The following is a 21473-nucleotide window of genomic DNA, read 5'->3' as shown; positions in this document are numbered from 1 at the left end:
CCTAAGCGGCACACAAAAGGTAGCAAATAACTTTGATGCGAAGGCTGAGTGCCGGGTACAGATTTTCAGGAGCGTCGCAAACAGGAAGTTTGCGCCGCAACGCCCATGGATGGGTTCACAGTGGTCCTGAAAATCTGTACCCGGTGCTCTGCCGCCACACGATCAATTAACCATTCAAATAGGGCTTATGCCCCGTAACAGCAATATTTGGTTTCATAGAATTCGGCCATGCCTTCAACGCCGCCTTCGCGACCGATGCCGGATTCTTTACAGCCACCGAACGGCGCCACAGTGGTGGAGAAAACACCCGCGTTACAGGCCACCATGCCGTACTCCAGCGCCTCCACCACACGGTTCGCGCGGTGAATATTCTCACTCATCACATAAGCCGCCAGACCGTAAGGTGTATCGTTCGCACGACGAATCACATCGTCTTCATCGCGGAACTTCTGCACCACCGCCAGCGGCCCAAAAATCTCTTCCCGCGCAACGCGCATCTCATCGTGCACATCCACCAGCAAAGTCGGCGCATAGTAATTTTCACCGTGCGGCAGGAAATCACCGCCCAGCAACAGGCGCGCACCATTGGCAACCGCCTCTTCCACCAGACCATGCACCTGATCCACCGCGCGGCGGTAAATCAGCGGGCCGAAATTAGTACCCTCTTCCAGGCCGTGACCCGGCTGCAAGGTTTCCATCTGCGCCTGCAGCTTGGATACAAACGCATCGTGCACCGACTCGTGCACATAAATGCGGTTGGTCGACACACAGGTCTGGCCCGCGTTACGCATCTTGGTAGCCATACACGCAGTGACCGCCACATCGATGTCGGCATCGTCAAACACGATAAACGGCGCATTGCCACCAAGCTCCATAGACATCTTCTTCACGGTGCTCGCGCACTGCTCCATCAGCAACTTGCCCACCGGCGTGGAACCGGTAAAGGTGAACTTAGCCACCCGCGCATCCTGGGTCAGCACCTTGCCAACACCGCGAGAGTCTTTACTCGCCACCACATTCAGGGCGCCCGCCGGAATACCCGCTTCCTCGGCCAGCGCACACAGCGCCAGTGCCGACAGCGGCGTTTCGCTCGCCGGCTTGATGACCACGGTACAGCCCGCCGCCAGCGCCGGTGCCGCCTTGCGGGTAATCATCGCGTTGGGGAAGTTCCACGGCGTAATACAGGTCACCACACCCACCGGCTGGCGAATGGTGTGCAGACGCATGGCCGGGTTGTGGGTCGGAATCGTCTGGCCGTACGCGCGACGACACTCTTCCGCATACCACTCGATATAAGAAGCACCGTAGTCAATCTCACCCAGGGCCTCTGCCAGCGGCTTGCCCTGCTCCAGAGTCAGCATACGCGCCAGGTCTTCGCGATTTTCCACAATCAGCTGATACCAGCGCTTCAACACCGCCGCGCGCTCGGCGGCGGTTTTGCTGCGCCATTCAGGGAAGACACGGTGCGCCGCGGCAACCGCGCGTTCGGCATCGGCAACGCTGCCATCGGCAATTTCAGCCAACAGCTCGCCATTGGCCGGGTCAGTGACCGCCAACTTACCGGTACTCTCGCACCACTGACCGTCGATATAGTTCTTGGTCTGCAGCAACTGGCTATTGTTCAACTTCATCGAATACTCCCTGATCCCTTTATTTATCAGTATTGGAGCAATAGTGGCGGGGAAGTCTGGTGGCGAAAAGTAAGAAATTTAAAACTAAAATTTATGTTTATCTAACTTTGGATTAGGCTGTGCCAGAGACGCGACGTCTGCACGCAAGCTAGACGGGCAAATTGAGGTTAAAAGCCATGAAAAGCAGTCAAAAATCCGCGAAAACGGCACTTTCCGGGCGGCTCAGCGATATGGACCTGCGCCTGCTGCGGGTATTCCGCGAGGTGGTGCAGGCCGGTGGGCTGGCACCTGCCGAAGTGACCCTCAATATCAGCCGCTCCACCATCAGCGTGCACCTGTCAGACCTGGAGACCCGCCTGGGCATGCAGCTGTGCCTGCGCTCTCGCGGCCGCGCTGACTTCAAGCTCACCCCGGAGGGCGAATCCCTGTACCAGGCAATTTTGGAACTGGATGGTCACCTGGCCACCTTCAAAAGCCAGATCAACGCCATCCAGTCGCAACTGACCGGCAAGCTGAGATTGATCCTGCCGGACGATGTCCTTTCCATGCCGCAGCTGGACCTACCAGACACCATTGCACAACTGCGCGAGCGCGCCCCGCAACTACAGCTGGATATCCAGCTGGCCGCCCCCCACGAGCTAGAACTGGAAATTCTCGCCGGGCGTGCCGATGTGGGCATCAACCCGCTGCACTCCCGCCGCCCCGGCCTCAGCTACCAGCCTCTGTTCAGCCATCAGTCGCTGCTGTACTGCGCCACCAACCACCCCTGCGCCGAGCAAACGGAACAGGAGATTGACGAGGAGCTGATCACCCAGCAGGAACTCGCCGCCCCAGACCACGCGGTTTTGTCTGGCGCCGCGCATTTATATCGGCTGTTTCCGCACAAAAGCATCGCCAACCATATGGCCGCGCGTTTAGCGATGATCCTGTCTGGAAAATTTATCGGCTTTTTACCCGCCTACCTGGCGGATGAATATGTTAGAAATGGATCCCTGAATGCGCTGCGCCCGGAGCGCTTTTGCTACCAGATCCAGAATGCGATTACCTGCAAAAGCAGTGCATTGGAGCAACCTGCGGTACAGTTGTTTATCGAATCGCTACAGATGCCGGCGAGTGAAGTTTAATGAACCGGCACACGAATAAACCCAGAAAAATAACACGCTTAAAAGTACGGAAACCCAAATCTCACTTGGGAGACAACTCGGGATGTAACCATGGCTACCGAAACCAAAGAAGCGCTTAAAGACAGCACCAAAAAATATACCGAACAAACCCTGAAATCCTGGAATGAGGCGGCTGCCATTCACCACCAGCGCAACCCGGATCTGGCCGAGCGCGTTGCCGAACCAGGCTTCAACGCACTGGAAGCGGATTTCAATCGACTGGTGGATGCGCAGGAACTTACCGGCGCTTCAGTGGTGCAAGTGTGCTGCAATAACGGCAAAGATCTGCTGTCGATCAAAAACAAGGGGGCGGGTTACTGCCTCGGCATCGACGGCTCTAGCAAATTTATCGAGCAGGCGAATAGTCTTGTTAAGAGCGGCGACTTTTCGGATATGGCATTCGAAACCCACAATGTGTACGAGATTCCGCCGCACCACTACGGGCGCTTCGACTTCGCTGTCATCACCATCGGCGTGCTTAACTGGATGCCCGACCTACAGGGTTTTATCCAAACCTGCAGCAAGCTGCTAAAACCCGGCGGCCGCCTGCTGATGGAAGAGATACACCCGGTACTGAATATGTACGCCGAGGGCACACCGTCACACATTGCCTACTCCTACTTCGATCGCGAGGCACAAGTGAGCGACGACGGCCTGGATTATTTCACCGGCGAAAAGTACGCGTCCGAACCCCATTACAATTTCCAGCATACCCTGGGGGATATCTTCAGCGCGGCTATCGCCAGCAATCTGGTGCTGGAAACCTTTGAAGAGATTGCCGAAGACGTGGGCAACTGTTGTGGCGACCTCGCCAACATCCCACACAACCCACCGCTCGCCCTGACCGCCAGCTGGAGGAAAGCCTGAGATGCAACAGGAGATACAGCAGGAGAGGTTTACGGAGAAGTTTGCAGAGGAAGTCGCACGCCGGCTGCGCCAGCTGTTTGCCAATTCCAAACTGGGCATGCAGATACCCGTCGTCGAGCGCCATCGCCTGGAAGGCTTTATGCAGGCCGGCATCTATCTCGGCATTAATAGCAAGACCGAACTGGCCCAATTGATGGAAGAGATTCACATCGAGGTATTCGGCAAGACCATCGCCGAACACAAGGCAGAAGCGCCAAACGCCTGGGTATTTGAAGAAATCGACTACCGCCAGTTTGACACTCCCGCCTACGAGCGCAATCAGTAATATTACGGTCGCCAACGCACGATCAACCTTTGGAGTAAACCGTGAGCGTAACAACCTACTACCTAGAAATGACCGACCCGGGGCAACTGAATAGCAAACCATGTCCGGACGGGCTGTCGATTGTAGAGGCGGAAGAGAAAGAGTTCCGCTTTAACCGCTACCTTTACCAGCTGGTGGGAGAACCCTGGGAGTGGACGGATAAACTCAAGCAATCGGATGCGCAATGGCAGGACTATGCAGAGCGCGACACGTTGCGCACCTGGGCGGCCTACTACCGCGGCACTATTGCCGGCTACTTCGAACTGGAGAAACAGGCGGACGATACGGTACAGATCGCCTATTTCGGCCTGGCCCCACGCTTTATCGGCCGCGGCTTTGGCGGACACCTGCTAAGCCGGGCACTGGAAGAGGCGTGGAACTGGGCCCCCTGCAAACGCGTGTGGGTGCACACCTGCACTCTCGATCACGAGGGCGCGTTGGCCAACTATCAGGCGCGCGGCATGCAGATTTACCGCACCGAAACCGAAGACTGAGCCGAAGAGTAAGACTAAAAAGCCATGTTGAAGTCCATCCATCACGCGGCAATCATTTGTTCCGATTACCCGCGCGCGAAAGATTTCTACGTAAATATTCTCGGGCTCAAAATTCTAGCGGAGAATTACCGCGCGGCGCAGGACTCTTGGAAGCTGGATTTGCAACTGCCGGATGGCGGCCAGGTGGAGCTGTTTTCTTTCCCGGATGCGCCACCGCGGCCAAGTTATCCGGAAGCACGTGGGTTACGTCACCTGGCGTTTTGTGTGGATTCGGTGGAGGCAGCCAAGGCGCAGCTGGAAGCCCGCGGAGTAGAAGTGGAACCGGTGCGCGTGGACGAGTACACCGGCAAGTGCTTCACCTTTTTCAGTGATCCCGACGGACTGCCGCTCGAGCTATATGAGAGCTAGCGCGTCGCAACGTGCTATTTGACACTTTCAATGACAAACACCGGGCGCCGTTTAGTTTCCATATAAATACGCCCCACGTACTCCCCCACCACACCGATGCCAACCAGCTGGATGCCACCGAGAAACAACACCACCACAATGGTGGATGCATAACCCGGGGTGTCCACGCCAAGCACCAGCGTGCGCAGAATAATCCAGGCCCCGTAGAGGAAGGACACGAAAGAGACCATCCCGCCAATATAGGTCCACACCCGCAGCGGCACGGTACTGAAGCTGGTGATTCCCTCCCACGCCAGATTCCACAGCTTCCAGCCACTGAAACTACTCTCGCCGGCCACCCGCTCGGGGCGCTCGTAATCCACATAGGTGGTGGGGAATCCGCACCAGGCAAACAGGCCTTTCATAAAGCGCTGGGATTCCGGCAGGTTGTTGAGCACGGTCACCACCCGGCGCGACATCAGACGGTAGTCGCCGACGTTCTCCGGTATCTGTACCTTGGACAGGCGCTTCAACAGGCGGTAAAACATGCCGGCAGTCCAGCGTTTGGCCAGCGAATCGGATTTGCGCGAGGTGCGCCGCGCAAGCACCACATCGAAGCCCTGGTGGTACTGCTCGAGCATCTTCGGAATCAATTCCGGCGGATCTTGCAGGTCCGCATCTATCGGGATCACCACATCGCCAGCGGCGACGCTCAGGCCTGCGGACAGGGCGCGCTCCTTGCCGAAGTTACGCGACAGGTTGACCACCCGCAGCGCCTTAACTTCCTGCTGTTTGGCATACAGCGCTTCCAGCGTGTCGTCGGTACTGCCGTCATTGATGCAAATCAGCTCGTAGGGATACTCGAGCTGATCCAAATGCCGGGTAATTTCTTTGAAGTAATGCTCGAGTCCCGCGCTTTCGTTGTACATCGGGCACACGATAGATATCAGAAGGCTCAAGGCTCCCTCCAGCCGATTCAGGATTTATTGTTATCTTCCCGCCAGTAAAAAGCAGGCCACTGAAACGAAAAACTGGGTCCGATAGTAGCGGCTAATGCCTGCCGCTTCTATCGGATACCCAGTAAAGGAAGGGAAAGATGTTGTTATGGGATCAGGGGGTAGCCTTGTTGCTGCCGCCTGCGGCCATCGCATTTTTGTTTTTCGCCGATGCCTTGCCGTGGTTATGGTTATGGCTGTGCGCGTGAGCATGGGCGGTAGAACGACCTGCTTCCGGCTTCATCTCAGCCAACATCATCTTCATCTGGTTGTACTCGTGCTCATTGGTGAGCTCCAGCATCAGCGGCTGCGCAACTTCGGTGAAGTACTCCGCGTCTTTGCGATCGTACAGCTCCTGAGCCATCCACTGAGCGATGTGCAGCTCGCGCGGGGCACGCAGGTAAGCCTGCTCAAGCATTTCCACATACTGCTTCTTCGGGTAACCCAGCATCTGCATGGTGATCGCCAGGCCGTACCAGTTCATCGCCTGGCCAGACTGGTTGTTAACCAGCTTTACGAACTTGTCGCGGGCACCTTTCAGGTTCTCCTTGCTGCGCTCGTTACCCATGCTGCCGATCTCACGGTTCAGCCACAACCAAGCCTGGGCTTTCTGGTACCAGAACTCATCCCGGTCGGAAGGGGCTACTTGCGCCAGCAAGCGGGCAGCGCGGTCGAAGTCACCTTCACGGGTCGCAGCGTCTGCACGCACCGCGGTCAACTCCGGAGAGTAAACGTCAGCGCTTTCTGCGTAGGCAGCCAGATCGCGGATGCCCTGCTGGTTGTAACCAGACTTCACCAGGAAGCGCGCCAGTTCAACGACGGTCTCCTGACCACTCATTACGCGCAGCTTCGGACGCTCGGACTTGAAGTGCGCCGGCACCTTGCCGCGGGCCAACTGGAAGCGACCTTCCAGGAACTGCGCGTTATACGCTTCTTCGATCTCAGCGATGGACATACCCAGGTTCTTGCTCAGCGCACGTACCGGGTCGGCACCGTTGTTGTAGTCCTTAACGAACTGCTTGAATTCCTCGGCCTTGCCACTCTTCATGATGATCCAGTGGGCCAGCATCCAGCCACTGGCATACACACGACCTTTTTCCTCATCCGGGGTGTTGTGCACGGTCGCGCGCAACAGTTCCTGCAGCGGTACCGGGCTGGTGTACAGCAGGGTCATGGCACGCTCACCGGGGATAGCACCGATGTCGTAGGTATTGCCCGGGCCAAAGGTCATGGTGGACATGAACTCGGCGAAGCCTTCACTGTACCAGTACGGGTAGTGGGTAGTGGTGCCGTTGTAGCTCAAGAAGTGGGTGTACTCGTGGAACAGGAACTCACGAGCCTCCAACTGACGCTCACCGGTACGACCGTCGAGGTTCACCAGCGCGTAGCTGCCCTCAGCGGTGGTATCAAACAGACCATTGGTCAGCTCGGAGAGGTCATCACCTACCAGACCGGCATAGCTCTCGCGGTCAGCGGCGGCATAGATGGTCAGCTTGGCACCATCATCTTTGGCACCCAGCAGGCTCAAAGCCACCGCGCGATAACGTTCCAAATCCTCTGCCAGGCGGCGTACGGAGCTGGGTTCACCGTTGGTGACGATGTGAAAGTTAGCGCTGTCAATTTCGTACCAAGTGTCTTCCGCGAGACTTTCTGCCATGACATCACTGGTCGACAGCCAAGCACCGGAAAAAACAACTAAATACGCGAGCATTCGTGAAAACATATTCTGACCATCCGGGTTTTTCGCCAATGGTGCAGCTGTCCGTTTTTTGAACAGCGCTGCGTGAAAAGCCACAATAACCGTTTTCATTGGTTAAAAAAAGAACAATCTTAAACGAGAACCTATAATTCATCTTTGGCATAAAGGCGGTCACGAACGGTACGAACTATTCAGTCACAAAATGACCGAAAAGTTCTGGGTTTAGCCGCGCGCCAATGACTGACAACTGGTTCACAGTCACAAAAGTTACCCTCTCCCCATTTTCACTGGGCTCCATAGACTTCTTGGATCCGCCCCGGTCCCGTACCAGAGGCGGAGCGATGAAGCAGTAAAACGATAATAATTTCCGAGAGAAAACCATGAAGACATTTGCCCTGCCGGCGCTGCTGGCCGGTGCCCTGTGCGCCGGATTTACCGCAAGCAGCCAGGCCGCCCCCACCTTTATTCCAGACCTCGACATCACCACCTTCGACGGCAGCGAGCTGGATGCCAACCTCTTTATACCGGAAACCGCAGCCCCTGCCGGCGGCTACCCCACGGTGCTCTTTACCAACAGTTGGATGCTCGACAAGCATCAGTACCTACTGCAGGCCAAAGAGCTCGCCGAAAACGGCTATCTGGTGATGAGCTATTCCACCCGTGGCTTTGGTGTCTCCGAGGGCCTGGTCGACGTGGCTGGGGATAACTCCATCAACGACGCCAGCGTGCTGATCGACTGGCTGCAGGCAAATTACCCGGTGGGCAAACTCGGCATGGCCGGCATTTCTTATGGAGCCGGTATTTCCCTGGTCACCGCTGCCCAAGACCCACGGGTTACCGCCGTAGCGGCGCTTTCGGGCTGGTCGGATGTGATCGAGGGCCTGTACCCGAACGACACCGTTAACCTGGTGTGGGGCACTATCCTCACTACCACCGCGCTCAACCTGGATCCGGAAGTGGACACCATCTGGGCCAACCTGCGCGCCACCGAAGACATTGCCGGCGTTGAAACCTTCGCCGCACCGCGCTCCGCCCTCTCCTATGTGCCGGAACTCAACAGCAATGGCACCGCGGTATTGATGTCGAACAACTTCGCCGACTACCTGTTCAAACCCAACAGCATGACCCAGCTGTATACCCTGCTGGACGGCCCCAAGAAACTGCTGCTGAACCCCGGCACCCACGCGGTGACCGAGACCCTTGGCGGCAACGACGGGCATATCTGGGCAACCACCTTCCGCTGGTTCGACCGCTACCTTAAGGAGGAAGCCAACGGTATCGACACCGAGCCCAAGGTCGACATGACCGTGCGCATCAGCAACAAGCTGGAGCAGTTCGACGATTTTCCGGTCACCGACAAGTCCACCCGCTACTTCCTGCATCCGCGCTTCAGCTACTTCAACAACGCCAGCATGAAAACCAGCAGCTACAACGGCTGGGGCTGGAGCAACGACTTCCACGGTGGTGCCGACACCAAAGCGGGCACCGGTATCCCGGTAATATCCGATGCGCTCGAAGGGTTCGGTATTCCGGTGTATACCAACATGCTCGGTATCAACGGCTACCACGCCATCGAATACAACTCGCCGGTATTCGGCAGTACGTTCAAGATTCGCGGTACCCCCAGCCTGGAAATGTGGATAAAACCGAGCAAGCCGGAAGTACAGCTGCACGTCCACCTCTACGACACCGGCCCCCTGGGCCTCGGCCGCCTGATCACCCATGCACCCATCACCGTGCGTAATGCTGCGGTTGGCCAGAGCCAGAAGATATCCCTGGACCTGTTCACCACCTCCTACGATGTACCCGCCGGGCATGTAGTAACCCTCGCCATCGACACCGAGGGGCTGATTTATCAGAAGCCTGCCGATACCCGGTACGAAATTACCGTGCCCTATCGCAGGAGCCAGCAGTCGGTGCTGACGATTCCGCACCTGTAATACCGAAAATGGAAAAATTCATAAGTCATATATAAAGGACAGGTACCGGGTATTGGTTTTCAGAAACATTTTTGAATCCAATACCTGGCACCTGGATACCTGGCACCTGGATACCTGGTACCTGGATACCTGGCACCTGGACGCTACCTAGTCCACAACGCCCTCCTGTTAGCTGACACCAAAATCAGCACCCTTCCCCTGTAAAGCAAAGCGCGCGACCCGCTACAATAGAGCCCACTGCAATAGGGAAAACCTTTCCCCTATTTTCCAATCCAAAAATTTACGCAAAGATTTCCAATGCAAAAATTTGCCTTACCCGCCCTGTTGGCCGGGCTGATCCTGCTTACCGCATGCGGATCCGACAAAAAGAACACCGAAGACACTCCACCAACGGAGCCTGCAGCCAAGAGTGAACAAGGCGCTGCGCCCGAGGCATCAGAAAAGTCCGCCAGCCAGCCCCAGGCCAGCACAAATCCACGCGAGCAGGCGCCCGCGGGCCGGCTGCCCGACGACGTGCGCCCAACCGCTTACCGGCTCGACCTTACCCTCGACCCGCGCCAAGATACCTTCCACGGTCAGGTGGATATCGACATCGAGCTGGATAAGGCGTCCGACCATATCTGGATACACGGCAACAACATTAATGTTTCCGATATCAATGCCGTGGTACACGCCGTAAATGAAAACGCAGCGGCCAATGCCGAAGGCGAAAAGGTTGTACCGGCGGAATACAAACAGGTGCTCGACAGTGGCGTCGTCCGTGTCGACTTTGGCGAAGAGATACCCGCCGGCAAAATCACCCTGCGTATTCAATACAGCGCACCATTCGACAAAAACCTCGCCGGCCTGTTCAAGGTCGAGGAAAAGGGCGATGCCTACGCCCTGGCAAAATCCGAATCCATCCAGGCTCGCCGCTTCCTGCCGGGCTTCGACGAGCCCGGCCTCAAGGCAACCTATGACATCAGCCTGACCGTGCCCGAGGGATACGAGGCCATCAGCAATGAACCGGAAACCGCGCGCAACGACGCCGGCAACGGGATGCAGAAAGTTACCTTCGCCCAGTCTCCGCCCATGCCCACTTACCTGCTCTCCCTTGCGGTAGGTCCCTTCGATGTAGTGGAGCGCCCGGCCATCCCCGCCAACCAGTACCGCAAAGAGCCTTTGCCACTGCGCGGCTTTGCGCGCAAGGGCCGCGGCAAAGACCTGCAATACGTACTCGATATCACCCCGCAAATGCTGCGTGTGTTTGAAGAGCAGATCCGACGCCCCTACCCCTTCCGCAAACTCGACATCATTGCCGCGCCCCAATGGCCCAGCGGCGCCACCGAACTTTCCGCGGCGATCACCTACCGGGAGCAGCGTATTCTGGTCGATGGCGACGAGCCGGCACCGGGTCAGCGCCTGGCGCTGCTGGGGATTCATGCCCATGAAATTGCACACATGTGGTTCGGTAACCTGGTTACGCCGCCCTGGTGGGATGACCTGTGGCTGAAAGAGGGTTTCGCTACCTGGGGCACTCCGTTGGCACTGACCATCATGGAACCGGACGGAGGCCACGACCTGAACGCCGCGGCACGCGCAATCAGCGCGATGAAGATGGATTCGCTCGCCAGCACCCGCGCCATCCGTGAACCCATTACCGACAACAACAATATTCGCAACGCCTACGATGCGATTACCTATTTAAAGAGCCTCGGGGTTATCCACATGGTGGATGAGTACTTCGGTGCCGATGTCTTCCGTCCCGCACTGGGCCGCTATGTGGAAAAGTTTGCCGACGGCGTCGCTGACTCGCCAGACTTCTACCGGGTCATCGGGGATGAAACCGACAGCCCACAGCTGACCGAAACCTTCCGCACCTTTGTCGAGCAGAAAGGTGTGCCGTTGCTGTCGGTCACCGTGGATTGCAATACAGAGGGCAATGCGCAGGTGCATATTACCCAGGAGCGCTACAAGCCACTCGGTTCCCCCATTGCCGACGCAGGACAACAGTGGAGTATTCCGCTCTGTATGCGCGGCAGCTCTGGCGTCGCACAGTGCGAATTCCTCACAGATAGCAAACAGACACTCGCACTTTCCGGTGGCGCCTGCCCAAAATGGGTCATGCCGAATGCCAACGGTAGTGGTTACTACCGCTTCAACATGGATGAAAAACAATGGGAGAAATTACTCGGTGCGTATGACTCCCTCAACGCAACCGAACGCTTGTCACTGATCGATAGCGCATTTGCCGCATTCGAAGCGGGGCAACTAACACCCGCCACTCTGTTTGAAGTGGTGCGCCTGTCTGCCATCTCCGATAAGCGCCAGGTAGTGGAAGCCCCGCTGGCATACCTCAGCAAATACAGCGACCATTATGTTGATCGCAATCATGCGGACAGCTGGCACGCGTTCCTGAGAAAACTGTACAGTGAAAAAGTAAATGAACTGTCGGGCAAGGATGATGCGGAAAGCAAATTGTTGAATAGCCGCCTGCTCGGTTTCCTGGCGCTGGAGGCAAAAGACAAAGAAGTACGCAAGCAGCTGCAAGAAAAGGCCGAGCGATTCACCGGCTTTGGCGTAGCGCGGGATCCCAAGGCGCTGGATTCTGATCTCTACGAAAGCGCCCTGACCGTTGCTATACAAGACTCGGACAAGAACTTCCTCGAGCACCTGATCCAAGTACGCAAACAAATCGACGATCCGCTATTCGAAAACGCCAGCGCCAACGCCATGGGCCGTGTTACAGACCCATCACAGCTGCATATTATTCACGACCTTGCACTGAGCGATGACCTGGGTCCACGGGAAGCTTTCGGGCTGGTTATGAATTCCATGGGCAGTTCTGAAGTTCAGGCACTCAACTGGCTATGGCTGCAAGAAAACCTTGCCGCCATAGTAGAAAAGATTCCCGGGCAGTGGCGACGTAACACACCGCGTTTTTCAACCAAATTCTGTGACCCGCAGGAGTTGCGTGAGGTGAAAATCTTGTTCGCCGATCACCACGAGATCATACCCGGCTTCGAGCGCGCCCTGGCACAGACCGAGGAGAGCATACAATTGTGTATCGCCTTGAAGGATAAGGGTACCGCGATGGTCGACAGCCTTAGATAAACAAGCAAATAGAAATGGCAGCCTCGGCTGCCATTTCTATTTGGTATCAGGCGAACTCTATGCCCTCGCGCACGAGAATATCCTGCATGGGCTGCAGCTGCTCCGCGTAATTACGCCACTTATTAAGTGACGTCTGGTATACCGGCTGATACACCTGCGCTGCACTCGCAGTTGCGGTGCCTTTATTCGATTTATAGTAGCCGGTCGCAACAGCGTCATCCCAGGGCAGCTCACAATGACGATAAAGTTCCTGCCCGGTATTTGGCAAATCCATCACCAGGCTCTCGTAATCCACATCGATCACCCGATCGGCAAACACAGCGCGCCAGTGCTGCATTAATCGATGGTAGGCGCCGTAGTACTGCGCCATCTCCGACTGGCTGTAGGAAAACGGATACGCGGTTTTAAACAGCGTCTTGTAAACCGCATAGCAGGTGTCCATGGGGTTTCGGCACAAGTGGACAATTTTGGCGCCCGGCAGTGCACGTGCAATCCAGCCAAGGTAGAGAAAGTTCATTGGATTCTTATCAACAATCCGCTTGCCCCCAGCAAGCTGAGCACGCGCATACAGCTGCTGGACATATGCTTTGCCCACCGCAGTTACATCGAGAGCTTCACCGGCCTGTAAAATGATGTTCCGATCACTTCCGTTTTCAGTTTCTTGTACTTTCGCGGCCTCGTTCAGCAACAATCGCGCAAAGGTATCCGGTTCACCGGCAGAAACCACATCGCCCGATGCACACAGTATCCGATCCAGCAGCGTGGATCCGGTACGCGGCATACCGAGCACAAAAATAATTTCTTTACCGAAATCCGATGGGATATCACAACCGGCCAGAAACTCGGAAGAAAAGCGCGCGGCGATATCCGAAATAACCGATAGATCACCATCAATCTGGTAATCCATCGATTTCCTTCTTACCTCGCAGCCCTGTTGCAGTGCCGCGAAACTGTCCGTGTAACAGTCCAGATCTTCATATTCTTTGGCCAGGGCAAATTGCAGTTGCACCTTGGCCACTTCAGGCAAATCGCGCTGGGCAAGTTGCTGCTGCAATTCCGGAATGTGGTTGCGCTGCGCGTTCTGTTTGCGCAGATCGGAGCGGTTCTTGTAGGCCTCCCAGTCTTGCGGGTTTAACACCAATACGCGATCGTAGAGCTCCTCCGCACGTTCAAGGTTACCCATAGCGCGGTTTGCCGCAGCGCAGTTGAATAAGAACAGCGGATCGCCGGGTTGCTTGATCAGCGCATGTTCAAATACCCGCAGTGCGGCCTCATGAGACTCACACAGGGTCAGCAGATAACCGAGCTGGGAGAGCATGGCGGCATCCAAGGCTTCCACCGGCTTCAGGTCGGCAGATGTGGCGACGCCGAACGCACCGGCCAGATCACCCTCGCGTACAAAACTGGTCGCTTTGTGCAGCAGGATGGGGCGCCGGCGCTCAACCTGATCGGGAAACAGCTTTAGTGCACTGTCGAGCTGATCGCGCGCGGCCACAAATTGATTACACCCCATTAATATGTCCGCATATAAGCGGCGGCCACTGGCAAACCCGGGGGAATGACGGATCACCTCTTCAGCCGCGCTCTGCGCTGCACTCAGGTTACCAGAACGAAAATACTGGCGAGCGCGGATATACGCTTGCTTGGCTTCGCTGTTGGGTTCAACCACTGTCTGCATAGTTTTGGATTGTATTTTTAACCTTATCTACCCAGTGTACCCGCTTTTGCGCCATAAAAAAGCCGGCCTCGAGGGCCGGCTAAGCTGTCACACGGTGAGACAACGATGAGTCTTAGAAGTGGTAGCGTCCGGAAACACCCAGGGTGCGCGGCAGACTGATGTAGTCTTTTGACGCATTGCCATAGAAGTTTTCGGCCGGATCGGTACCCATGTGCGCTTCGGTCAGGGCACCCGTTACACCATCTTCATTGAAGAGATTCTTCGCAAACAGCGTGACATCCCAATCTTCTGCCACCAGCGTGCTACTCGCATTCCACAGCTGGAAGCCGTCGAACTCGGTAAAGGTTCTACCGCTGCCGATCGCGTTGGTGGTTTCAGATTGATAGTAACCACTCAAGCGCGATACCAGCGTCAGATCTGTCGCAACCGTGGTGGTGTGATCCAGAGAGAGTGACATGGTGTGCTCGGCAGTACCGGGCAGAGTGGTGCCGGACTCGGCAACCATAAACTCGCCCAAGACACCGCTACCCTGCCAGTTGCCACTGGGCTGGTAGAAATCCTTGGTCAGTTCGGCATCGACAAAGGCATAACCGAAGTTGTAGCTGATGTTTTCGCTCAGGTCGCCATTCAGCTCGACTTCGAGACCCTGGGTACGCGCTTCATCGCCGTTAACTGCGGCGAAGAAGCCCCAGTTAGTGGTGGCAGTGTTCAACTGGGGATCGGTCCAATCCATGCGGAACAGGGACACGGTGTAGCGCATTGCGTCTGTCGTGCCCTTAACGCCAAGCTCGTAGTTCAGCACCTGGTCGGCGCCGTACTGCAGGTATTCCGGACTTTCCGCGAAGCCACCCATCAACGGTACCGCGTTGGCACCACCGCGACGATAACCCTCGGAGATGGTCGCGTAGAGCATGGTGCTCTCGCTCATATCCCAGGATACATTCGCCTTCAGCAACGTATCGTCATCCTCGGTGGTAAAACTTGCGCGAGTATCCGCTTCCGGCTCCGGCCAGATCGGCAGCTGCAGTACCGAATCGTTGGTTAGCTTGTTGTCGAAGTGGCGCAGGCCCAGGGTCATGCGCAGGGTATCGGAGAAGTTAAATGTGGTTTCGCCGAAAACAGCCACGTCAGTAAATTTCTGATTACGGCGGAAGTAGAAGTCCTGATCCTGAACATTGGCACCCCAACCGGTGAACTCCTCGGCAAACGAAATACCCGGGGTCCATACAGCTGGTGCAGCCGCTGCCCACTCAGCCCAGCCCGGCATATAGCTGTTTTGCCCGGCCTTGCTCTCCTGATCCATATAGAAGAAACCAGCCACCCAGTCGACCGCATTGTCCCCATTGGAAACCAAGCGAATTTCCTGCACCAGCGCGCTGTCATCGTAGAAGCGCTCGGCCTGTGCCAGCGGACGGGGGGAACCACCGTAGTAGTTCGCGAACCAGCCATTCTGTGCGTAGAAGCCGGAGTTATCACTAATAGCAATGCCATCGTGGGAGTAGCTGGAAGTGCTGGACGTGAAGGTTGCGAAGCCCATATCCAGGGAAATTTCCAGCGAGGTCAGGGAGACGTCGCGCTCGGAGGGTTCCAGGGTTACCGCACCGTTTTCATAGTCATCGTAGAACTCTTCTTCGCCGCTGACCCAGTTGGTGCCGCGGGTGACCTGACGGCGCCCACCAATTTCGTCGCTCTGCATCTGATGCGACAGCTGCGCACTCAACTGGTCATTGGGTTCGATCAGCAGTGCGGCGCGCGCGTAGCTGATTTCCACTGTGTCTGCGTCTTCCACGCTGCGGAATACCGGTGCACCATTGGCGATATCACCGCCGGCTGCCACGGGGGCACCCTGGGCATCGAGCTCATACACGTTGGTGTAATCGACAATACCGTCATTATCAATCATGCCCACATTTGCACGCAGTGCCACCATGTCACCGAGCGGTACATTGACCAGCACATCGCTGTTCATGTTAAAGCCGTCGGAACCTTCTGTCTGACTGAAACTGCTGCCTACAGTCGCTTCATACTCGCCGAGCTTCGGCTTATTCATAATGTAGCGCACGGTGCCCGCCAGGGAGCCGGAGCCGTACAGAGTGCCCTGCGGGCCGCGCAATACTTCCACGCGCTCGATGTCTTTCAGCACGAAGTTGGCGTACAGCGGTGTGTCGTCTACGTAGGTCGCTACGGTAGGTACGGCGGAGAGCGGCACATCACCATTGGAGCCGCTATCGACGTTCACACCACGAATCATTACACCGTTAACCGTGCCGGAGTTGCGGTAGCCGCGATCCACAACGGTCAAGCCGGGAACGCTACGCATCATTTCTGCGGCATCGGTAATCTGGCTTGCTTCCAGTTCATCACCGGAAACCGCAGAAATATTGTAGGGAATGTCCTGTACGCTCTGTGCGCGACGGGTAGCGGTAACGATGATTTCTTCAACCGCGTCAGCACCTTGCGCCGCGGAGATTTGCGGAACCGCAAATAACGTACCCGCAGATACTGCCGCGACCGCACTGGCCAGTGTGGATTTGGTAAACCTCTGCTTGTTTACTTGTTTCATGGTGCCCTCTGCTAGGTTTGGAACTCTCTTTGAATTGTCTTTGCTGGCCAAACAGCGCCGGCTATTGTTGTGGTTATTTCTTGTATCCGGACCCTGACCCCAACCTAGGGCCAGTTAGTCTATAACGACTGGTCCAGTTTTTACTCATCCTGTGAGAATGGGTTCGGTTACTGCGATGCTCGCTTCGGTGCTCAATCCGGTACTCAATCCGGTACTTTTAGCTCGCCGAGGCGCTGCAAGGCCGGAGAAACTGCACCTGCCTCATATTGGGGGTAGTGCACCCGACCATCGCGAAAGCTCTTCAATGTCTGTCCCAGGCCTTTCATGCCGCGTTCACGGACCTGAGTCACTTTGTCCAGATTAATCTCAAAAGCGATAACTTCTTCCTCCACCGAGGCCTCATGCAGCGTCTCACCTTCCGGCCCGACGATGATGGAGCGGCCCACCCCCTGGGTACCCGCGGAATTTACATCGACGATATAGCACTGGTTCATGGTGGCGCTGGCGCGCACGATGGAGAGTTCGTCCTGGCGGTCAATGGTGTCGGTTTTAGTGGGGTGGATAATCACCTCTGCACCCAGCCACACCATGGCGCGCGTGGTTTCCGGGAACCACATGTCGTAGCAGATAGACACGCCGAAACAGCCCACTTCCGGCACGTCGAATACAACAAACTGGTCGCCAGCGGTCACGCCTTTTTCATAGGGAAGGAAGGGATACATTTTGCGGTAGCGGGCAATCACTTCACCCGCCGGGGTGATTACCGGTGTGGTGTTGAAGACAGCACTGCCGCACTTTTCATACATGGAGCCCGGGATCAGCCAGATGCCCAGCTCACGAGCGGCACGGCAAAAGGCTTCCTCTTCGGCGGAGGGCAGCTCACGGGCGTGCTGCGCACCAACACCGCGTAGCGCAAGCTCACTCAACACAATCATTTTCACCCAGGGGTAACGCAGCTTGGTACGCTGGATTTTCTGCAGCAGTAGCTCCAGATTGTCCGCCTCCTCAAGCTTCAGTTGCAGCGCGGCTATCCCGAACGTATTGGGTTTGCTACTCATTACACCGGTTCCTGATTGTGCAGTCTTGTTCATATTGGCTGGGACCATACTGGCCCAAGTGAAAGCACCGCTATAGGGCCAGATGACCGCATAACATGAGTCCAACCCCCGTTTCCCAACGAAAACGGACTTTTGGCTCCAACGACAGGGCCAATCTGGCACTATGGATGATGATGTAATAAGTTAGTTTTGATCCGGGGCCAGGCCACTACGGCAGGGCAGACAGATACGAAAACAGCCATAACAACAACGATGCACCGGAGCAGCCATGCAAGATCCAGTAAACAGCGCAGCGACTGACGCCTCCAATAGTGGCGGCGGCGTACTGCCCGATAGCGGTTCAGCGCAACTGCCGATGGCCAGTGGCCGGTTTGCGAGTAACGGCTGGGCCGCGAGCATATTCCTCGCGTTTCTCTCTTCGGCGGGTCTCTATTACGTCAATATCTTTCCGGTCATTGTGGATGCCTTGATGGCCGGCGCCGGGCTGAGCGCCGAACAGGCTGGGCAAATCACCTTTGCCAATACCATCGGCGCGGTGATCGGTGCCTTTGGTGTTTCCTGGTTGATTCGCCATATCCCGCGCTGGAAACGCGCGGCCGCGATTCTGCTGTGCTGCTCGATCGGCATGGATGTATTGACCATTCAGCTGGCCAATCTCGATCTGTTGATTCCGTTACGCCTGGTGCACGGCATTCTCGGCGGCGCACTGGTTGGTTTGGGGTTTGCGGTGATTGCCCGCAGTGGCATCGCTGGGCGCAGCTACAGCATGGTGCTGTTGGTGCAATACACCGGTGGCGCTATCGGTATGGGATTACTGCCAGCCCTGGTGGTTGAGCATGGCACCTACGTACCTTTCTATGCCCTGATTACCTTTAGCGTAATTACCCTGGTGATGCTTCCGTTGGTCGCGGACTATCCTTTGCCGAGCGAACCGACGTCCGAATCACCCACCCAATCACCGAGTGCCGCTCACGAACAGACAAAGGCACCGCGCTCTCTCCTGCCAATTGCAATTACACTGTTCGCGCTATTCTGTTTTCAGTTTGCCAATATGGCCCTATTCGCGTTTATTTTTGACCTGGGGAAAACCTATGCACTGCCGCTCGGGTTTATCAGCCAGACACTGTTCTGGGCAAACCTGATTGCCATCAGTGGCGCCATGCTGGCGGCAGTGACCGGGCAGAAATATCCGCTGGCGAAACCGCTTGCTGCGGCATTGGTGATTACGCTGGCTGGGTTGCTGCTTTTCTTACTAAGCGATGTGCGCGCGATGTTTATTGTGGCTAATGTGGTAACGGGTATTACCTGGGCATTCTGCGTACCCTATTTCCTGACCATCGCCTCGCGTTTTGATAGTGCGGGCCAGATGGGCGCCTTTGCGGGGTTTGCATCCAAGCTGGGCTTGGCCTGTGGGCCATTATTTGCGGGGTACTTCATCACCGGTGGCGGCAGCTATGCGCAACTGATCATCCTGGCCACGGTGATTCTTGGTATCTGTTTGATTGCCATTCCAGCGGCGAACCGGCTGGATCACTCAAACCAGCAGGGCTAACCGTATTAATCGACTTGGTTGCTCTCGACCTGGCCAATCTCGACTTGGCTACTCGTTGGCAACAACTGCCGTATCAATCAGTTTTCCGCTCTCGTTAAACCATTTAATACGGTGGCCATCGGTTACCACGTGAAAACTGGCCTTGCGGCCGTATGACCATGTGCGCCACTGGCGCACCCACTGGTCGCCATCGAGCCACCAGCGCCCGGTATCCGTCTCATCCATTTCCACATCGTTACGCGAATAGCCCAACATGGTGCCGTCGGGTTTCAATTCGATACGATACGATTCGCCCAGAGTATTGGTGCCAAGGAAAACGGCTCCGGGCATTTCCTTCTGCAGATCCTGGGCGCTCAGGCGTCTACCTGCCATGTTCGTTAGCGACTCTTCTTCCGCCTGCAATTCACCATTAATGAGCTGTGCCAATACGCGCACGCCGCCTTCAATTTTATCCGCATCGATTGCAGAAAAACCCAGACGCACCGCACTGCCATCACTGACCGCTTCCAGTAGCAAACCGTTTTTCTCAGCACTAATTTGCAGCTGCGCACCGTCCATATGCTGCGGTAGTTCTAACCAACAGGCGGTGCCACAGCTTGCCCGTCGGACATTCAATTTCGGCAAATGGTACATCAGCGCTTCACCCAGCGCCGTCCAGCGCTCTTTCAGCTGCTGGGTAATTTTAAACAGAGCCGCGTCAAGATGACCGGCAGCGACAAACTTTGCCAGCAAGCGCTGATTAAGCGCCGGCACGCGCTCACGCAGGGTATAACGCAGCGCGCGCAAACGCTGAATCACCGGTTTGGGGGCGACCACAAATGCCAGCTGCATGCCGGGGTCGATAATTTTAGGAAACTGATAGAGGTAGATGACCGAACCGCCGCCGTCCATACCTTTCAGCGGCGGCAACGGGTTGCCGTGATAACAGAAATCGTGGTCGCAGTCGTTCTCGATAATCACCGCGCCCTGTTCGCGCGCCTGCTTCAGCAGCAAGCGTCGGCGTTCAAGACTGCAAGTAACCGCCGTGGGATTGTGCACATTGGGCTGCAGATAAATACAGTCTGCCTGTTGGAGATTCTGGTCCAGCAATGGGCCGTCTGCATCCTGCGCTAACGGCAACATCTGCGCACCGGTGCGGCGGAAAATCTCGCCGGTCTCACCCGCAGCCGGTTGCACGAGTGCAAGTTTGCGCTGATCGCCCAGCAATAGCTCGCCAAGTAAATGGCAGGCCTGCTCCACACCACAGGTAAGCAAAATTTGCCCCGGCTCTACGTAGATACCGCGACGGGGCAGTAACCGGGTACAGATTTGTTCCACCAAGTGGCGATCGTCTTCGTTGCTGCCCAGGGTCGCCCACTGTGCAACTTCCCGCGCGGTAAAAATATCCCGCGTGCACTCTCGCCATTCGGCCCCCGGATACAAGCGCGGGTCGTATTCATTACTGACAAAGGGAAAAGGGTATTGCAACCAGTTGGCTGGGCGCGCCTGTAGCGCACGGCGATTAACCGAAACCGCGTTGCAGTGCGTGCGCCAGAAGCTGCGATCATCTTCATCCCGCTGGGGTTCGCCGGCGCTATGGCTGATTACGCCCTGCTGGGAAACGGTATCGCTGACATAAAAGCCGCTGCGCTCGCGGGTTACCAGAAAGCCGTCATCCACCAACTGCTGGTAGGCAAGCACCACGGTATTGCGTGCCACCCCCAGCTGCTCGGCCATCCGCCGCGAGGAAGGCATTTTATGACTGGCGGGGATGCTCCCGGACAAAATACCCTGGATTAGCTTTTCACGAATTTGCTGCTGCAGACTTTTTTCTGCCGCAGGATCGAGAATGATCAGCGCTTCGCTCATGTTCGGCTCGTTATATTTGTTCTGGCCTGATACACACCGCAAACGACTTAGGCATGACAGCCACGAGTGTCATCCACAGTGTGCATGGGGGCCCGCGCAGTTTCAAGCGCGGGCCCCAAGGGTTATTGCCAGCCCCCAGCG

At 56.4% G+C, this 21473-nt stretch carries 15 protein-coding genes; 8 read left to right on the top strand and 7 right to left on the bottom strand.

Annotated features, from left to right (window positions below; genetic code table 11):
• Positions 1-185: 185 nt before the first annotated feature.
• A complete protein-coding gene (locus Mag101_RS01795; RefSeq protein ID WP_077399972.1) occupies positions 186-1631 on the bottom strand; it encodes an NAD-dependent succinate-semialdehyde dehydrogenase in 1446 nt (481 codons plus the stop codon).
• Between the two features lie 176 nt (positions 1632-1807).
• Here Mag101_RS01795 and Mag101_RS01790 point away from each other — a divergent pair, with 176 nt between their 5' ends.
• From Mag101_RS01790 to Mag101_RS01770, 5 genes are all read left to right on the top strand, one after another.
• On the top strand, positions 1808-2755 hold the full coding sequence (locus tag Mag101_RS01790) for a LysR family transcriptional regulator (protein ID WP_077399969.1): 948 nt from the start codon (positions 1808-1810) through the stop codon (positions 2753-2755).
• Between the two features lie 90 nt (positions 2756-2845).
• Complete coding sequence (locus Mag101_RS01785; protein WP_077399966.1) at positions 2846-3661, top strand: class I SAM-dependent methyltransferase; 816 nt, start codon at positions 2846-2848, stop codon at positions 3659-3661.
• 1 nt (position 3662) lies between these two features.
• A complete protein-coding gene (locus tag Mag101_RS01780; protein ID WP_077399963.1) occupies positions 3663-3986 on the top strand; it encodes a hypothetical protein in 324 nt (107 codons plus the stop codon).
• A gap of 41 nt (positions 3987-4027) precedes the next feature.
• Positions 4028-4519, top strand: a complete 492-nt coding sequence (locus tag Mag101_RS01775; protein ID WP_232325097.1) for a GNAT family N-acetyltransferase — start codon at positions 4028-4030, stop codon at positions 4517-4519.
• Between the two features lie 24 nt (positions 4520-4543).
• Positions 4544-4927: a VOC family protein gene (locus Mag101_RS01770; protein ID WP_077399956.1), complete on the top strand. Its 384-nt coding sequence runs from the start codon at positions 4544-4546 to the stop codon at positions 4925-4927.
• A gap of 14 nt (positions 4928-4941) precedes the next feature.
• On the opposite strand, the gene Mag101_RS01765 is transcribed toward Mag101_RS01770, so the two are convergent.
• Together Mag101_RS01765 and Mag101_RS01760 are read right to left on the bottom strand one after the other, a co-directional pair.
• The gene (locus tag Mag101_RS01765) at positions 4942-5865 is read right to left on the bottom strand and encodes a glycosyltransferase family 2 protein (protein ID WP_198040052.1); all 924 of its coding nucleotides are present in this window, start codon (positions 5863-5865) and stop codon (positions 4942-4944) included.
• Positions 5866-6016: 151 nt separating this feature from the next.
• On the bottom strand, positions 6017-7558 hold the full coding sequence (locus Mag101_RS01760; protein ID WP_232325096.1) for a hypothetical protein: 1542 nt from the start codon (positions 7556-7558) through the stop codon (positions 6017-6019).
• Between the two features lie 422 nt (positions 7559-7980).
• Between Mag101_RS01760 and Mag101_RS01755 the strand changes: the two genes are divergently transcribed.
• Complete coding sequence (locus Mag101_RS01755; protein WP_077399950.1) at positions 7981-9540, top strand: alpha/beta fold hydrolase; 1560 nt, start codon at positions 7981-7983, stop codon at positions 9538-9540.
• A 297-nt stretch (positions 9541-9837) separates the two neighbouring features.
• Positions 9838-12633: a M1 family metallopeptidase gene (locus tag Mag101_RS01750; protein WP_077399947.1), complete on the top strand. Its 2796-nt coding sequence runs from the start codon at positions 9838-9840 to the stop codon at positions 12631-12633.
• 46 nt (positions 12634-12679) lie between these two features.
• Here the strand turns inward: Mag101_RS01750 and Mag101_RS01745 are convergent, their stop codons facing one another.
• The 3 genes from Mag101_RS01745 to Mag101_RS01735 all read right to left on the bottom strand — a co-directional run bounded on the left by Mag101_RS01745 (position 12680) and on the right by Mag101_RS01735 (position 17932).
• Positions 12680-14311: a tetratricopeptide repeat-containing sulfotransferase family protein gene (locus Mag101_RS01745; RefSeq protein WP_077399944.1), complete on the bottom strand. Its 1632-nt coding sequence runs from the start codon at positions 14309-14311 to the stop codon at positions 12680-12682.
• A gap of 112 nt (positions 14312-14423) precedes the next feature.
• On the bottom strand, positions 14424-16874 hold the full coding sequence (locus Mag101_RS01740) for a TonB-dependent receptor (protein ID WP_077399941.1): 2451 nt from the start codon (positions 16872-16874) through the stop codon (positions 14424-14426).
• A 203-nt stretch (positions 16875-17077) separates the two neighbouring features.
• On the bottom strand, positions 17078-17932 hold the full coding sequence (locus tag Mag101_RS01735; protein WP_077399938.1) for a carbon-nitrogen hydrolase family protein: 855 nt from the start codon (positions 17930-17932) through the stop codon (positions 17078-17080).
• Between the two features lie 268 nt (positions 17933-18200).
• Here Mag101_RS01735 and Mag101_RS01730 point away from each other — a divergent pair, with 268 nt between their 5' ends.
• The gene (locus tag Mag101_RS01730) at positions 18201-19484 is read left to right on the top strand and encodes an MFS transporter (protein ID WP_077399935.1); all 1284 of its coding nucleotides are present in this window, start codon (positions 18201-18203) and stop codon (positions 19482-19484) included.
• A gap of 48 nt (positions 19485-19532) precedes the next feature.
• Here Mag101_RS01730 and Mag101_RS01725 read toward each other — a convergent pair whose 3' ends face one another.
• On the bottom strand, positions 19533-21332 hold the full coding sequence (locus tag Mag101_RS01725) for a PLP-dependent aminotransferase family protein (protein WP_077399932.1): 1800 nt from the start codon (positions 21330-21332) through the stop codon (positions 19533-19535).
• Positions 21333-21473 lie beyond the last annotated feature (141 nt).

It is taken from the genome of Microbulbifer agarilyticus (genome assembly GCF_001999945.1).
In the GTDB taxonomy this organism is placed as follows: Bacteria; Pseudomonadota; Gammaproteobacteria; order Pseudomonadales; family Cellvibrionaceae; genus Microbulbifer; species Microbulbifer agarilyticus_A.
This window is presented reverse-complemented; position numbering and strand designations above follow the sequence as displayed.

Excerpts from the sequence above, each read along its gene's own strand:
- Mag101_RS01795 (WP_077399972.1), bottom strand. The coding sequence starts at position 1,631 with ATGAAGTTGAACAATAGCCAGTTGCTGCAGACCAAGAACTATATCGAC.
- Mag101_RS01790 (WP_077399969.1), top strand. The coding sequence starts at position 1,808 with ATGAAAAGCAGTCAAAAATCCGCGAAAACGGCACTTTCCGGGCGGCTC.
- Mag101_RS01785 (WP_077399966.1), top strand. The coding sequence starts at position 2,846 with ATGGCTACCGAAACCAAAGAAGCGCTTAAAGACAGCACCAAAAAATAT.
- Mag101_RS01780 (WP_077399963.1), top strand. The coding sequence starts at position 3,663 with ATGCAACAGGAGATACAGCAGGAGAGGTTTACGGAGAAGTTTGCAGAG.
- Mag101_RS01770 (WP_077399956.1), top strand. The coding sequence starts at position 4,544 with ATGTTGAAGTCCATCCATCACGCGGCAATCATTTGTTCCGATTACCCG.
- Mag101_RS01760 (WP_232325096.1), bottom strand. The coding sequence starts at position 7,558 with ATGGCAGAAAGTCTCGCGGAAGACACTTGGTACGAAATTGACAGCGCT.
- Mag101_RS01755 (WP_077399950.1), top strand. The coding sequence starts at position 7,981 with ATGAAGACATTTGCCCTGCCGGCGCTGCTGGCCGGTGCCCTGTGCGCC.
- Mag101_RS01750 (WP_077399947.1), top strand. The coding sequence starts at position 9,838 with ATGCAAAAATTTGCCTTACCCGCCCTGTTGGCCGGGCTGATCCTGCTT.
- Mag101_RS01745 (WP_077399944.1), bottom strand. The coding sequence starts at position 14,311 with ATGCAGACAGTGGTTGAACCCAACAGCGAAGCCAAGCAAGCGTATATC.
- Mag101_RS01740 (WP_077399941.1), bottom strand. The coding sequence starts at position 16,874 with ATGAAACAAGTAAACAAGCAGAGGTTTACCAAATCCACACTGGCCAGT.
- Mag101_RS01735 (WP_077399938.1), bottom strand. The coding sequence starts at position 17,932 with ATGAGTAGCAAACCCAATACGTTCGGGATAGCCGCGCTGCAACTGAAG.
- Mag101_RS01730 (WP_077399935.1), top strand. The coding sequence starts at position 18,201 with ATGCAAGATCCAGTAAACAGCGCAGCGACTGACGCCTCCAATAGTGGC.
- Mag101_RS01725 (WP_077399932.1), bottom strand. The coding sequence starts at position 21,332 with ATGAGCGAAGCGCTGATCATTCTCGATCCTGCGGCAGAAAAAAGTCTG.